Here is a 14153-nt window from a genome sequence, read left to right as displayed (position 1 = left end):
CACTGCGCCCATCGTTTACCAATTGGAAGGGTAGTGGACGCTCTAAGCCTTGGGAACCCGTTTAAGGCGCCGATTCACAAACGTCGTTAACGCCTCGTTTACCATGAAGGCGTTTGCTTGAGGCCGGCAGAGCCACTTTCACGGCGCCTGTCGACCCGCCATTTTGAGCCTGTCATGTCCCAGACTGCCATCGATCTCGACCATCTCGCCCGCCAGACCGGCGGCGACCAGGATCTCGAGCGCGAACTTCTCACCCTCTTCGCCCAGCAATGTGTCCGTCATCTTCGCACCATCCATCAGGCCGAGGATGCGCGCAGCCGCATGGACGCGGCCCATACGCTGAAGGGCGCGGCGCGTGCCATCGGTGCCTGGCAGGTGGCCGATGCTGCCGATGCCATCGAGCGCCAGCTTGCCGAGACGAATCTCCGCGGCACCGAAGCCGCCATGGACACGCTCGCCTTGGCCGCGGCCGAGGCGAGGGCGGTCATCGCCCGGCATGACTGCGCGGCGTGAGACCATCGGCATGGCCGGCCTTCATGCCGGGCGCTGCGGCCAAAAGTCCTTTCCTCGGCGCTTGGAAATGATCTAAGGCGGGACGCCGTCGCCGCCCTTGGAGTTCATGATGCCGCAGATCACCTTTATCGACGCTCGGGGAGAAAGCCGGACCGTCGAGGGCGAATCCGGAGCGACCGTCATGGAGGTCGCCATCCGCAACGGCGTGCCGGGCATCGAGGCGGAGTGCGGCGGCGCCTGCGCCTGCGCCACCTGCCATGTCTATGTCGACGAGGCCTGGACCGCGAAGACCGGCAGCCCGGAGTCGATGGAGGAGGACATGCTCGACTTCGCCTTCGACGTCCGCCCGACCTCGCGGCTCTCCTGCCAGATCAAGCTGCGCGACGAGCTCGACGGGCTCGTCGTTCGGACGCCGGCCCGTCAGGGCTGAAGGTCGCTCTACTCGGCTGCCGCTGGCGTCGCCGGCGCCATCACCGTCTCGTGCCCCGGCGCCGGATGGCGCGGCACGAGGAAGGCCAGCGTCAGCGACACCGTCGCCACGGCCGCGCCGATATAGAAGACGATCGCGGGATCGCGCAGCCAGATCAGCCCGAACGTCACCGGCAGGACGACCGCCGCGATGTGGTTGATGGTGAAGGCGACCGCCGAGGTCGGCGCGATATCGGCCGGATCGGCGATCTTCTGGAAATAGGTCCGCTGCGCCAGCGTCAGCGTGAAGAACACGCCGTCCACGATGAAGAGCGCCCCGGCGACGAAGACGCCCCAGCCGGCGAAATGGCCGTGGCTTGCCAGTGCGTAGCCGATGAAGACCACGATCAGCGAGACGTTTTCGAGCTGGATCGTCGCGCGCTCGCCGAACCGGCCGACGAGGTGGCCCAGCATCGGGCCCATGAAGGTATTGATGCCATAGGTCGCGAGCAGCAGCATGGCCGTCGCCGAGACGTCATAGCCGAAGCGCTCGACCAGCAGGAAGCCGCCGAAGGCCATGAATATCTGCCGCCGTGCGCCCGACATGAAGGTCAGCGCGTAATACAGCCAGTAGCGCCGGCGCAGCACGAAGCCCTTGTTCTGTGGCACGGCGCCCTGAAAGCGCGGGAACAGCGCCCAGGCCAGGATTGCGAGGACCACCACGAGACTGCCGGACGCCAGGAAGACGACGACATAGCCGGGCTGCAACACGCGCCAGATCACGGCGATCGTCCCGAACGCCAGCAGCTGCGCCGTGGCTGAAGCGCCGGCGATCCGGCCGAGCAGGCGCGGCGCCTCCGATTTCGGCAGGAGCTGGAGCTGCAACGACTGCTGTGCCGTCTCGTAATAGTGGAAACCCAGCGACATCACCGTCGTCGTCAGCAACAGGCCGCCGAGCGTCGGATAAAAGCCGGTGATGGCCACGCCGATGCCGAGCGTGACCAGGCTGAGATAGGCGAGCACCTGCTCGCGCATGATCCAGAACAGCACGATCGCGGTGAAGGCCAGGAAGCCCGGAATCTCCCGCACCGATTGCAGGATGCCGATATCGGCGCCGGTGAAGCCGGCGGCCTCCTTGGCGAAATTGTTGAGCAGGGCGCTCCAGCTCGCGAAGCCGAGCCAGTTAATGAAGGCCAGCGTCATCAGGAAGATCGTCGGCGACCGCAGCAGCGTGGCGAAGCCGCGCGGAGCGGGGGCGATGTCGGTCATCGGGAGGCCCAGGACAAGGCGCGGCCCGGCAGGGAGCGCGACGATCTTTCTAGAGCAGCGCGGCCGGACTGGATAGCGCCGCCTCGCGCGTTGCGCGCAGGCCTCGAAACCGGGCTATGATCGAACCTGTGCCGGTCCATGATTTGCGCTGGATCATCGCCGCAGGGCCGGCGAACCATAAGGTATCGCCGCAACGCAACGAGGAGAGCACGATGTACAAGTCGATTCTGGTTCCCGTCGACATTGCCGAGGCCGAGATGGCGACTGCCGCCATCGCCGCAGCCGTCTCCTTCGCCAAGGCATCGGGTGGGACGGTGAGGTTGGCATATGTCCGCTCGCTCGTGCCGATCACTTACATGGAATTCGTACCGGCCGATTTCGATGCCGAACAGCAGGAGGATGCCGAAGCCAGGCTGGCCGAGATCGCCGCCAAGATCGACCTGCCGGAACAGCAGGTCTCGGCCAAGGTGCTGATCGGCTCGGTCCATGGTGAGGTTCTGGCGGAGGCCGATGCCAGCGGCGCCGACCTGATCGTCATCGGCTCGCATGAGCCCGGCATGCTGGCTTATGTCATCGGCTCGAATGCCTCGGCGATCGTGCGGCGCGCCAAATGCTCGGTGCTCGTCGTACGCTGAGCGGTTTCGAGCGAAGAGGATGCCGGTTCGCCTGAAGAAAACGCGATACGATGAAGCGCCCCGAGCTGGCTCAGGCGGCGGGGCGTCCCGGCACCAGATCGTCCGGGACCTCGCCGCTCGCCAGTTCACGCGGGCGGTTGAGCACGACCATCGGCTTGACCTGCCAGTAGGATGCGCCGGCCAGCAGCAGGCCGAGCAGGGCGGTCGAGTTCGCGCCCTGCACGAAGGCGCGGACCGTGAAGAAGGCCAGCATCAGCAGCGACAGCGCGCTGACGGCGGCAAGCGCGAGCCAGAAGGCGAACGGCTTTCCGGCAACGAAGCGGGCGCGCGGATTGGCCTGCGCGATCGCAGCCGCAAGCGCCACGACGAAGGCGTGATAGCCTGCATCGTCGCGGTCCATGTCGGTCAGCGAGCGCCAGGACAGGTTGCCGAAGCTGATGCTCTTGCCGTCGCTCAGGCGAAGCTGCGTCTTGAAGCCCTTCGAACTGATGTTGCTCGGCGCATAGACGAAACGGACCTGCTCGACCGCCGCCAGCCGGACCCGGTCGACCTTGCGTGTCGTATCGATCTCGAGCGTCTCGCCATCGAGCGTGTAGGCGATCTCGAAGCCGACGGGCCTCGGACGCTGGCGCCAGGACGGGGGAGGGGTATCGTCGTCGGAAATGGGATTCATGGCCGGAGCCATAGCGGCTCCGGCGGCGCTTGTCAGCGCGCCAGCACCTTCATCGCGCTGTCCAGCCCGTCGAGCGTCAGCGGGAACATCCGCCCGTTCATCAGGCCCCCGATCTCGCGGATCGATTGGGTGTAGCTCCAGAGCTGCTGCTGCACCGGGTTGAGCCAGACCGATTTCTGGAACTTCGTGGTCAGTCGCTCCATCCAGACGGCACCGGCCTCCTCGTTCCAGTGCTCGACCGAGCCGCCCGGCATGGCGATCTCGTAGGGGCTCATCGAGGCGTCGCCGACGAAGACGACGCGGTAGTCGGCCGGATAGGTCCGCAGCACGTCCCAGGTCGGGATGACCTGGTCGTGGCGACGCCGGTTCTCGCGCCAGACCCGCTCATAAGGGCAGTTGTGAAAGTAGAAGTGCTCGAAATGCTTGAACTCGGCCCGCGCCGCCGAGAATAGCTCCTCGGCCAGTTCGACATGCCAGTCCATCGAGCCCCCGACATCGAGGAACAGCAGCACCTTGACCGCGTTGCGCCGCTCGGGGCGGAGCTTGACGTCGAGATAGCCGTGCCGTGCCGTCTCGCTGATCGTGCTGTCGAGATCCAGCTCCTCGGCCAGCCCGGTGCGCGCAAATTTGCGCAAGCGTCGCAGGGCCACGCGCAGATTGCGGACGCCGAGCTCGCGGGTGTCGTCGAAATCCCTGAAGTCGCGCTTGTCCCAGACCTTCACCGCACGGAAATTGCGGTTGCCGTCCTGGCCGATGCGCACGCCCTCGGGGTTGTAGCCATAGGCGCCATAGGGCGACGTCCCGGCTGTGCCGATCCATTTCGAGCCGCCCTGATGCCGGCCCTTCTGCTCGTCGAGGCGCTGTTTCAGCGTCTCCCAGAGCTTGTCCCAGCCCAGCGCCTGAAGTTGCGCCTTTTCGTCGTCGGTCAGGTATTTTTCGGCGAGCTTGCGCAGCCATTCCTCGGGAATGCCGGCCTGCTCGATCGCCTGCTGCAGCGTGTCCATGCCTTTGAAGACCTTGGCGAACACGGTGTCGAAGCGGTCGAGATGGCGCTCGTCCTTCACCAGGCAGGTGCGCGCCAGATAATAGAACTCGTCGACGCGATGCTCCGCGAGATCGGCCTCGACGCCTTCGAGCAACGCCAGATATTCCCGCAGCGTCACGGGCACCTTGGCGGCGCGCAGATCGGTGAAGAGGCGCAGGAACATCGCGCTACTGTGCCGCTCGACGCGCCGCGGTCAAGCGAGCCGCGTCTCCGCCGTCATTTCGGCCTGCGGATCGCGGGCCGGAATGACGGCGGGAGCCGGGGTCACGCCACGGCGTCGGCGAGATCCTTGGTCACCTTGAACTTGACCACGGTCTTGGCCGGGACCTTGATCGTTGCGCCGGTCGAGGGGTTGCGGGCCTCGCGGGCTTCGCGCTTGGCAGCCGAGAGCTTGCCGACGCCGCCGAGCGTGATGTCGTCGCCGGACTTCAGGGTCTTGGCGACAATCGCGCCGAGCGAAGCCAGAACGGCGGAGACATCGGTCTTCGACTTGCCGGTCTCGTCCGCGATGGCGGCAATCAGTTCGTTCTTGGTCATGAGGTCCTCCTTCGGAGAGTGTTGTGGGGCGCCGCCCGCAGGGCCGGCCATTCGTGGCAGTTTCGTCTCACGAAGCGCCGCTACCGCATACCGCAGGGCGCGACTGAGGCAGTTGCCACGACCATCGTCGAAAGGCGATGCCCGTGGCCAAAGATACGCACAGAAATCGGCTTCGTTCCCGAAAAGCCGGCGGTATAATGGGCTAACGCGCGCAATTCCAGCGCGCGATTGACAGGGCGAGCCCAATTATTTCAAGCTTGAAATAATAAGGACGAGCTGGGGATCGCCATGAAAGTCATCATCGTCGGGGGCGGCATCGGCGGGCTGACGCTTGCGCTCATGCTGCATGCGCGCGGCATCGCCGCGACCGTCTACGAGCAGTCGGGAGAGATCCGCGAGGTCGGGGTCGGCATCAACACGCTGCCCCATGCGATCCGGGAACTGGCGGAGCTGGGCCTGCTGCCGGCGCTGGATGGGGTCGCGATCCGGACGCACGAGCTGATCTATATGAACCGCTTCGGCCAGACCGTCTGGCGCGAGCCGCGCGGCCTGCATGCCGGCTCACCGATGCCGCAATTCTCGATCCACCGCGGCCGCCTGCAGGGCGTGATCCGGGATGCCGTCGTCGCGCGGCTGGGCGAAGAAGCGTTGCACGCCGGGCGCCGGCTTCAGGGCTTCGTGCAGGATGAGGGGGGCGTCACGGCCCATTTCACCGATTCCCGCCGCGGCGAGGCCGGCGAGACGGCCCGCGCCGATCTCCTGATCGCGGCCGACGGCATCCATTCCATGGTGCGCGCGCATTACTTTCCAGATCAGGGCCCGCCGCGCTGGAACGGCGTGCAGATGTGGCGCGGCGCCTGCGACTGGCCGGCCTTTCTCGATGGCGAGAGCATGATCATCGCCGGCGGCATGGCCGGAAAGCTCGTGCTCTACCCGATCGCGAAGGGCAGTACGCCGCAGACGCGGCTGACCAACTGGGTCGTCAACATCCGCACCGGCGATCCAGCCAAGCCGCCGCCGAAGGAGGCCTGGTCGAAGCCGGGCCGGCTGGAGGACGTGCTGCCCTTCGCGCGCCGCTTCACTGTTCCGGGCGTCGACATCCTCGGCCTGATTCAGGCGAGCCCGGGCTTCTGGGATTATCCGATGTGCGACCGCGACCCGCTGCCGCGCTGGACCCATGGCCGGGTGACGCTGCTCGGCGACGCCGCTCATCCGATGTATCCGGTCGGCTCGAACGGCGCCTCGCAGGCGATCCTGGATGCGCGCTGCCTCGCCGACCTGCTGGTGCGGTCCGAGCATCCGCGCCATGCGCTCGCAGCCTATGAGGCGCAACGTCTGCCGGCGACGGCCGAGATCGTCGCGCTCAACCGGAATGGTGGGCCGGAGCGGGTCATCGACGCGGTCGAGCAGCTCGCTCCCAACGGCTTCGACGATGTCGAGCGCGTGCTGAGTTATGCCCGGCGCGAGGCGATCGTGAAGTCCTATGCCGGCAAGGCGGGCTTTTCGGCCGAGCAACTCGCCAGGCGCGCCTGATTCGGGCTTCCAGATCGACAGGACGACGTGTTCAGCCGGCCTCGGTGAGCTGGTCAACGCGGCTCCTGAGGCGGGCGTTGTCGCGCTCGGCGACGCGCAGGCGGCTCTCCATATCAGCCTGTGCCATCCCGGCAGGCTCGGCCGCGGCCTGCGTTTCGAAGGAGACCCCGATGCGCGTGCCGCTGCGCCAGCGGATATGGGCGTTGTACGAGCGCTGGCGCTGGGCGATTTCGAGTTGGAACATGCCCGGCAGGGCCACGGCATCCGAAACGACCAGCATCGCGCCGCCTTCGGAGATGTTGCGCACGACGCAGTCGAGCGTCACCCGATGTTCATTGTAGCAGGCTCTGGCACCCAGAAGAGAGCGCAGCCTCGCGGTTTGGCGCCGCTCCGTCATGATTGTCCCGACTCCGGCCGATTTCAGCCAAGGCAGCCCATGCCGCCATGCCGACACCATGCCCGAGATCGGCATCGGGCGCAGCAATCGGATCGTTCAATGTTTAACGAGTTGTCGCCGGAATGCCGGAAAGAAGAGGTCGCGTCGACCTCAGGCCGGCCGTGCCGGGCTCAAATTTGCGCGCTTGGCGCGGACCTGGTCGAGTGAGACGATCTCGCAAGGCGCCTCAGCGTCCTGTGCCAGGAAGACGACGCCGACATCGTCCCCACGCCGCCAGCACTGGCGCACGCGAACGCTGCCGTCGGTGTTGGCGATGTCGAGTTCGAAGGTTTCGGGCAGGGCGATCCAGTCGACCATGCGCACCAGCGCGCCCGCCTCCGACCAGTTACGGATCGTGCAGGCCAGAACCGACTGGCGCCCGTTGAACACGACGCTGGCGCCGTGGAAGACGCGGCTGCGCTTCTCGATGCGGCGATTGGCGATCATGATGTGCTCCCTGGGGGACGGGCCTTCACGGCCCGCCGCTTCGCTCTCAGGGACATAAACTGCCGGAAATGCGGCCCCGGTACAGCCTCGACGTCGGTTTAACCTTAACCCGGCGCACTCACGCGCCGTCGGGCGGGGGCGGTAGGAAATCGACCTCGTGCTTGGCCGACAGCGCGACGACATCGGCGGGGTTCTGGTCGGCCATCGAATGGATGCCCCAGAACAGGTCATAGAGGCGGCCAGTCGGCGACACCCAGAACAGGCACTTCACCGGGGTCTCGCCCTTGTTGAACAGGCCGTGTGGCACATTGCGCGGCAGCCGGATCAGGTCGCCGGGCGAAGCGTGGCTCTCGGCGCCGTCGAGCACGAGGTCGAGCCGGCCTTCGAGCATGTAGATGAACTCGTCCTGCGTGGTGTGGATATGCGGTGGCACGAAGGTGCCGGGCGGGAAGGTGGCGTGCCAGGAGAACGAGTCCTCGCTCAGCGACTTCGGCACATAGGTCTGGCCGAGGATGTTCCAGGAGATCGAGTCGAGCCCGTCATTGGCCCGGGTCACGCCGGCGGTCAGTGGCTTCATCGCGCTATCCTCGTTGGTCGGAAATGCAGCTTCTCAGGAGTGCAGGAAGCGGTCCTTGACCGCTCAAAAATGCAGGAAGCGGTCCTTGACCGCATGGTCGCTGCGCAGGTCGTCGCTGGTGCCGCGCCAGACCACCCGACCCTTTTCCAGCACGATATGTCGGTCGGCGATCCTGGCCAACGCATCGACGTTCTTGTCGATCACCAGGATCGACTCGCCCTCGGCCTTCAGCGCCGACAGGCAGGACCAGATCTCCTGCCGGATGATCGGCGCCAGCCCCTCGGTCGCCTCGTCGAGGATGATCAGGCGCGGATTGGTCATCAGCGCCCGGCCGATCGCCAGCATCTGCTGCTCGCCGCCGGAGAGCTGGTTGCCGCGATTGGCGCGGCGCTCCTTCAGGCGGGGAAAGAAGGCGTAGATCCGGTCGATGTCCCAGCGTGCCTTGCCGAAGCGGCTCGCCGCCGTCGCGATCAGGTTCTCCTCGACGGAGAGCGTCGGGAAGATCATGCGGCCTTCCGGCACGAGCCCGATGCCGGCCTGTGCGATCCGGAAGGCGGGCGCGCCGGTCAAATCCTTGCCCGCGACGCTGACCCGGCCGGCCTTGGGCGGGATCAGCCCCATGATGGCGCGGATCGTCGTGGTCTTGCCCATGCCGTTGCGGCCGAGCAGCGTCACCACCTCGCCTTCGCCGATCGAGAGATCGACCCCGAACAGGATCTGCGCCTCGCCATAACCGGCATCGAGCCCTTCGACGATCAGCATCCCTAGCCCTCCTCGCCGAGATAGGCTTCGCGCACCGCGGGGGCCGCGCGCACGGTCGCAGGGTCCCCCGAGGCGATGACGCGGCCATAGACCAGAACGCTGACCGTATCGGCGAGTGCGAAGACGGCTTCCATGTCGTGCTCGACCAGCAGCATGGCATAGCGCCCCTTGAGGCTCCGCAGCAGTGCGATCAGGCGCTCGCCCTCCTCGCGTCCGACGCCTGCGAGGGGCTCGTCGAGCAGGATCGCCGCCGGCTCCAGCGTCAGCGCCATCGCGATCTCGAGCGCCCGCTTCTCGCCATGCGAGAGTCGCCCCGCCAGCACATGCGCCCGCTCACTCAGGCCGACAGCCTCGATGGCGACCCAGGCCGGCCCGTTCAGGCTCTCGTCGCGCGCGGCATTGCAAAACAGCGCGAGCGGATGGGCCGCGCGCGCCTGTACGCCCAGCGCGACGTTCTCCAGCACGGAGAGTGAGGGGATCGTCGAGGTGATCTGGAACGTCCGGGCGAGGCCGGCCCGCGCCCGCCTTTCCGGCGTCAGGCTCGTGATGTCCTGCCCCCGGAAACGGATGCTGCCAGTGTCCGGCCGCAGCATGCCCGAGATCTGGTGCACCAGCGTCGTCTTGCCGGCGCCGTTGGGGCCGATCAGGGCGTGGAGTTCGCCCGGAGCAACCGACAGGCTGACGCCATCGGTCACCTTCAGCGCGCCGAACGCCTTCTGCAGTCCGGTGAGAAGGAGCACCGGCTCGGTCATGCTGGGCTCAGTCATACTCGGTTCAGTCATGGCGACCGGCCCCGAGCTTGCGCATCAGCCCGACCAGCCCGCCGCGCGTGAACAGCACGAACAGCACGATCATCGGGCCGAAGATCACCTTCCAGTGCTCGGTCCAGCCCGACAGCACATCCTCGGCGAAGAGAAAGGCGAGGGCGCCGATGATCGCGCCATGAAGCGAGCCGACGCCGCCCAGCACGACCATGAAGATCAGCTCGCCCGAGCGCGGCCAGGACATGTAGGCCGGACTGACGAACTCCGTGTGGTTGGCGAGCAGGAAGCCCGACAGGCCCGCGATCATACCGCTGATCACATAGGCGACAAGGCGGATACGCCCGACCTGGAAGCCCGTCACGGCGACGCGGGTCGCGTTCTCGCGAGCGGCGCGCAGGACCCGCCCGAAGCGCGAGGCGACGATGATGCCGATGAGGGCGTAGCAGGCGAGGAGCACGCCAAGCACGACATAGAAGAAGCCGATGCGGTTCTTGAACGGGTCGAAGCCCAGGATCGTGCTGTGTTCATACAGCGTCAGCCCGTCATCGCCGCCATAGGCGGAGAGTGCCTGCGCCAGGAAATACACCATCTGGCCGAAGGCGAGCGTGATCATGATGAAGGTGACGCCGCGGGTGCGCAGCGACACCGCCCCGGTGACGGCACCGAACAGCGCGCACATGACCAGCACGACCGGCAGGATCAGCAGCGCCTCGCTGCGCCCCTCGGTAATCATGATGCCGGTGGCATAGGCGCCGATCCCGACGAAGGCGGCATGGCCGAAGGAGACCAGCCCGCCAACGCCGAGGATCAGGTCGAGCGAGAGCGCCGCGATGGCGAAGATCATCGCCCGTGTCACCAGTGTCAGCCAATGCGCCGGCAGGCCGAGCGAAACCGCGACCGGCAGCAGCGCCAGCAGGGCAAACAGCACGATGGCGACGACGGGGCGCCGTCGCGCGGGGGCAGGGGCGGGCGTCGTCGCCGCTGGGCTGGCTGGGCTCATGCGCGCCCCTTGGCGGGCAGCAGGCCCTCGGGACGCACGAACAGCACGATCGCCATGACGAGATAGATCAGCATCGACGACAGCGCTGCCCCTGCCGCTCGCGCCGAGGGCGCGCTCATGAACAGCCGCAGCAGGTCGTTCATGAAGGAGCGACCGAGCGTGTCGACGAGGCCGACGATGAGTGCGCCGACGAAAGCGCCCCGGATCGAGCCGATGCCGCCGACGACGATGACGACGAAGGCGAGGATCAGGATGTTGTCGCCCATGCCGGGTTCGACCGAGAGGATCGGCGCCGCCATCGCGCCGGCAAACGCGGCCAGCATCGTTCCGAAAGCAAAGACGACCATGAACAGCTTGTTGATGTCGACGCCGAGCGCCGAGACCATCGGCGCGTTCGAGGCCCCGGCTCGCAGCAGCATCCCGGTGCGCGTCTTCTCGACGACGAACCAGAGCAGGGCGCCGACCGCGAGGCCGGCGCCGATCAGCGCGAAGCGGTAGGTCGGGTAGAGAATCCCGTCCAGAAGAGCGACATTGCCGGCGAGGAACGCTGGCACCGGCACGGAAAGCGGCGCTGCGCCCCAGACCATCTTCACTCCCTGGTTCAGCAGCAGGATGAGCCCGAAGGTCGCCAGCACCTGGTCGAGATGGTCGCGTTCATAGAGATGCCGGAAGACGAGGAATTCGAGCGCGAGCCCGATGACGAGCGCTGCCGCCAGCGCCAGCACGAGCCCGAGCACGAAGCTCCCCGTCAGGGTGACGAAGGTCACGGCCAGATAGGCGCCGAGCATGTACTGCACGCCATGCGCCAGATTGATGAAGTCCATCACGCCGAAGACGAGTGTCAGCCCCGCCGCCACCAGGAACAGCAGGATGCCGAGCTGGAGCCCGTTCAGGATTTGGACGATCAGGAGGCCGGTGGTCATGTCACATCGCCCGTCATGCTCGGGCTTGACCCGAGCATCTCAGGAAAGAGATTCTCGGGTCTGCGCTGCGCTTCGCCCGAGAATGACGAAGAAGTTCACTTCAGCGCGCAATCCTTGGCATGCGGATCGGCGTAATCGGTGAATATCTTCTGGGCGATCTCGGTCTGGAACTTGCCGTCGGCGCGCTTGGCGACCTTGACCAGATAGAAGTCCTGGATCGGGAAGCCGTTGGTGTTGAACTTGAACTTGCCGCGCAGCGAGGTGAAGTCGGCCTTCTTGAGCGCGGCGCGCAGCTTGTCCTTGTCGCCCGTGCCGCCGGCCGCCTTGACGGCCGAGTCGATCAGCATCGCTGCGTCATACGCCTGCTGGGCATAGGAGCCCGGCACGATCTTGTAGGCCGCCTCATAGGCCGCGACGAATTCCTTCGTCTGCGGGTTGTCCATGTTCGGGGCCCAGGTCATGCCGCCGAACAGGCCGACTGCCGCATCCTGCTGCGCCGGCAGGGTCGATTCATCGACCGTGAAGGCGGAGAGGAACGGAATCTTGCCCTGCAGGCCGGCCTGCGACCACTGCTTGACGAAGTTGACGCCGAGCCCGCCCGGCAGGAAGGCGAAGACCACGTCCGGCTTGGCCGAGGCGATCTTGGCGAGGTCGGAGGCGAAGTCCATCGAGGTCAGCGGGGCATAGACCTCGTCGACGATCTCGCCCTTGAAATAGTTCTTGAAGCCGGCGAGCGAGTCCTTACCGGCCTGGTAGTTCGGCGCGATGATGTAGGCGCGCTTGTAGCCTTGGTCCTGCGCGTATTTGCCCAGCACCTCGTGGACCTGGTCGTTCTGGTAGGAGGTCACGAAGAAGTTCTGGTTGCAGGCTTTGCCGGCCATGGTCGAGGGGCCGGCATTGGGCGAAATCAGGAAGGCGCCGGAATCGAGCACCGGCTTGGCGATGGCGCCGAGGATGTTGGAGAACACCGGGCCGACCACGAAATCGGCCTTGGAGCCTTCGACATAGCTCTTGACCTTACCGACTGCGACATCCGGCTTGAGCTCATCGTCGATCACGGTGATCTGCACTGGCACGCCGCCGAGCTTGCCGCCCATCTTGTCGACCGCGAGCTGGAAGCCGTCGCGAACCTGCTGGCCGAGCGCCGCGGCCGGGCCGGTCAGGACGCTGACGACGCCGATCTTGATCGGCTCCTGCGCCTGTGCGGATGCGATGCCGAGGGCGAGCAGGCCGGCGCCGAGCGAAAGCGTGAGCTTGAGTGTCATGTCGGATGTCCTCCCGGGACGAGCGAGAAAGCGACAGCGCGGCAGGGGTCCCCTCGACCTCCTTGACCACGCGATGAGGGCATATTGTTTCAAGCTTAAAATATCTGCAAGGGGTTCTTGCCGGAGAATTTTCAGAGTGCCGTACAGCTGTCATTCCGGGGCGGCCAGCAGGGCCGAGCCCGGAACCCACGACTGGGTGATGCCCCTGTCAGCGCTGCCGATGAGGCTCGCCCGGTCGTGGGTTCCGGATTCTTCGCTACGCGAAGCCCCGGAAAGACAAGTGTCACGCCTGCACGCCGTCGATATACCAGTCCATCTTGGACAAGATTTCGTCGGAGGCGGTCTCGCCGGCCTTGACGCGGACAACGCCTTTCTGATCCTTCAATTCGCCGGTGAAGGGGTGCAGCGTGCCTGCGACGATGCCCTTCTGCACCGCCTCGGCGGCGGCGCGGGCGGCCGGCGTCACGGCGTCGTTGAAGGGCGCGATCTTGACCATGCCGTCCTTGATGCCGCCCCAGACGTCGCCGGTCTTCCAGGAGCCGTCCATGACCTCCTTGACGCGCTTGATGTAGTAGCCCGACCAGTCGTCGACGATCGCGGTCAGATGCGCCTTGGGCGCGAAGGCCTTCATGTCGGAGGCCTGGCCGAAGGCGAAGACGCCGCGCTGCTCGGCCGCCTGGAGGGCGGCGGCAGAATCCGTGTGCTGGGTGATCATGTCGGCGCCCTGGTCGATCAGCGCCTTGGCGGCGTCGGCTTCCTTGGCGGGGTCGTACCAGGTCGAGGCCCAGATCACCTTGGTCTTGAAGTTCGGGTTCACCTTGCGGGCGGCCAGCGTGAAGGCGTTGATGCCCATCACCACCTCGGGGATCGGGAAGGAGGCGATGTAGCCAGCCTGGCCCGATTTCGACATATGCCCGGCGATGGTGCCGATCACGGCACGCCCTTCATAAAAACGAGCATTATAGGTCGCGACGTTTTCGGCGCGCTGATAGCCGGTGGCGTGTTCGAAATGCAGCTTCGGGAACTGCTTCGCGACCTGGATGGTCGGGTTCATGAAGCCGAACGAGGTCGTGAAGATGATCTGGTTGCCGGCCTGGGCGAGCTGGCGGATGGCGCGGGCTGCGTCGGGGCCTTCGGCGACGTTCTCGATGAAGCTCGTCTTGATCTTGCCGCCGAACTCCTTCTCCAACGCCAGCCGGCCCTGATCGTGCGTCCAGGTCCAGCCATGGTCGCCGACCGGGCCGACATAGATGAAGCCGACGCCGAGCGGGGCCTGGGCGCGGGCGACGCCGCCGATCAGCGGCAGGGTCGCGGCGCTGGCGCCGGCGCCGAAATTGAAGCGGCGGCGTGTGATGATGGAGGTCAT

The 14153-nt window shown here is 66.2% G+C and carries 17 protein-coding genes; 4 read left to right on the top strand and 13 right to left on the bottom strand.

Features of this window, described 5'->3' with window-relative positions; all coding sequences use genetic code 11:
• Nucleotides 1–174 precede the first annotated feature (174 nt).
• Nucleotides 175–513: an Hpt domain-containing protein gene (locus C8D03_RS01330; protein WP_108044653.1), complete on the top strand. Its 339-nt coding sequence runs from the start codon at nucleotides 175–177 to the stop codon at nucleotides 511–513.
• A 109-nt stretch (nucleotides 514–622) separates the two neighbouring features.
• A complete protein-coding gene (locus C8D03_RS01325; protein WP_108051049.1) occupies nucleotides 623–943 on the top strand; it encodes a 2Fe-2S iron-sulfur cluster-binding protein in 321 nt (106 codons plus the stop codon).
• Nucleotides 944–951: 8 nt separating this feature from the next.
• On the opposite strand, the gene C8D03_RS01320 is transcribed toward C8D03_RS01325, so the two are convergent.
• The gene (locus C8D03_RS01320) at nucleotides 952–2190 is read right to left on the bottom strand and encodes an MFS transporter (RefSeq protein ID WP_108044652.1); all 1239 of its coding nucleotides are present in this window, start codon (nucleotides 2188–2190) and stop codon (nucleotides 952–954) included.
• A 116-nt stretch (nucleotides 2191–2306) separates the two neighbouring features.
• On the opposite strand from C8D03_RS01320, the gene C8D03_RS01315 reads away from it, so the two are divergent.
• Nucleotides 2307–2825 carry a universal stress protein gene (locus tag C8D03_RS01315; RefSeq protein WP_248308309.1) on the top strand — a complete coding sequence of 173 codons (519 nt, stop codon included), beginning with the start codon at nucleotides 2307–2309 and terminating at the stop codon, nucleotides 2823–2825.
• Between the two features lie 70 nt (nucleotides 2826–2895).
• Here C8D03_RS01315 and C8D03_RS01310 read toward each other — a convergent pair whose 3' ends face one another.
• The 3 genes from C8D03_RS01310 to C8D03_RS01300 form a co-directional block, all read right to left on the bottom strand.
• Nucleotides 2896–3498, bottom strand: a complete 603-nt coding sequence (locus C8D03_RS01310; RefSeq protein ID WP_146170030.1) for a hypothetical protein — start codon at nucleotides 3496–3498, stop codon at nucleotides 2896–2898.
• 32 nt (nucleotides 3499–3530) lie between these two features.
• On the bottom strand, nucleotides 3531–4706 hold the full coding sequence (locus C8D03_RS01305) for a vWA domain-containing protein (RefSeq protein ID WP_108044650.1): 1176 nt from the start codon (nucleotides 4704–4706) through the stop codon (nucleotides 3531–3533).
• Between the two features lie 101 nt (nucleotides 4707–4807).
• Complete coding sequence (locus C8D03_RS01300; protein WP_108044649.1) at nucleotides 4808–5080, bottom strand: HU family DNA-binding protein; 273 nt, start codon at nucleotides 5078–5080, stop codon at nucleotides 4808–4810.
• Nucleotides 5081–5368: 288 nt separating this feature from the next.
• Between C8D03_RS01300 and C8D03_RS01295 the strand changes: the two genes are divergently transcribed.
• Nucleotides 5369–6613 (top strand): flavin-dependent oxidoreductase, encoded by a 1245-nt coding sequence (locus tag C8D03_RS01295; protein WP_108044648.1) that lies wholly within the window; start codon nucleotides 5369–5371, stop codon nucleotides 6611–6613.
• 31 nt (nucleotides 6614–6644) lie between these two features.
• Here the strand turns inward: C8D03_RS01295 and C8D03_RS01290 are convergent, their stop codons facing one another.
• The 9 genes from C8D03_RS01290 to C8D03_RS01250 form a co-directional block, all read right to left on the bottom strand.
• Nucleotides 6645–7010, bottom strand: coding sequence for a PilZ domain-containing protein (locus C8D03_RS01290; protein ID WP_181300578.1), 366 nt, complete (start codon nucleotides 7008–7010; stop codon nucleotides 6645–6647).
• Between the two features lie 150 nt (nucleotides 7011–7160).
• Entirely contained in the window at nucleotides 7161–7496 is a 336-nt protein-coding gene (locus tag C8D03_RS01285) for a PilZ domain-containing protein (protein WP_108044646.1), read from the bottom strand.
• Between the two features lie 118 nt (nucleotides 7497–7614).
• Nucleotides 7615–8073, bottom strand: coding sequence for a cupin domain-containing protein (locus C8D03_RS01280; protein WP_108044645.1), 459 nt, complete (start codon nucleotides 8071–8073; stop codon nucleotides 7615–7617).
• A gap of 63 nt (nucleotides 8074–8136) precedes the next feature.
• A complete protein-coding gene (locus C8D03_RS01275; protein ID WP_108044644.1) occupies nucleotides 8137–8835 on the bottom strand; it encodes an ABC transporter ATP-binding protein in 699 nt (232 codons plus the stop codon).
• Nucleotides 8836–8837: 2 nt separating this feature from the next.
• A complete protein-coding gene (locus tag C8D03_RS01270; protein WP_108044643.1) occupies nucleotides 8838–9587 on the bottom strand; it encodes an ABC transporter ATP-binding protein in 750 nt (249 codons plus the stop codon).
• A gap of 22 nt (nucleotides 9588–9609) precedes the next feature.
• A complete protein-coding gene (locus tag C8D03_RS01265) occupies nucleotides 9610–10599 on the bottom strand; it encodes a branched-chain amino acid ABC transporter permease (RefSeq protein WP_108044642.1) in 990 nt (329 codons plus the stop codon).
• On the bottom strand, nucleotides 10596–11522 hold the full coding sequence (locus C8D03_RS01260; protein ID WP_108044641.1) for a branched-chain amino acid ABC transporter permease: 927 nt from the start codon (nucleotides 11520–11522) through the stop codon (nucleotides 10596–10598). The genes C8D03_RS01265 and C8D03_RS01260 overlap by 4 nt, the downstream gene beginning before the upstream one ends.
• A 95-nt stretch (nucleotides 11523–11617) precedes the next feature.
• Nucleotides 11618–12787 carry an ABC transporter substrate-binding protein gene (locus tag C8D03_RS01255; protein WP_108044640.1) on the bottom strand — a complete coding sequence of 390 codons (1170 nt, stop codon included), beginning with the start codon at nucleotides 12785–12787 and terminating at the stop codon, nucleotides 11618–11620.
• 283 nt (nucleotides 12788–13070) lie between these two features.
• Nucleotides 13071–14153: a BMP family ABC transporter substrate-binding protein gene (locus C8D03_RS01250; protein ID WP_108044639.1), complete on the bottom strand. Its 1083-nt coding sequence runs from the start codon at nucleotides 14151–14153 to the stop codon at nucleotides 13071–13073.

It is taken from the genome of Bosea sp. 124 (assembly GCF_003046175.1).
Taxonomy (GTDB): Bacteria; Pseudomonadota; Alphaproteobacteria; order Rhizobiales; family Beijerinckiaceae; genus Allobosea.
Note: the sequence above shows the minus strand (reverse complement) of the source record. Positions and strands in the feature narration are given on the sequence as shown.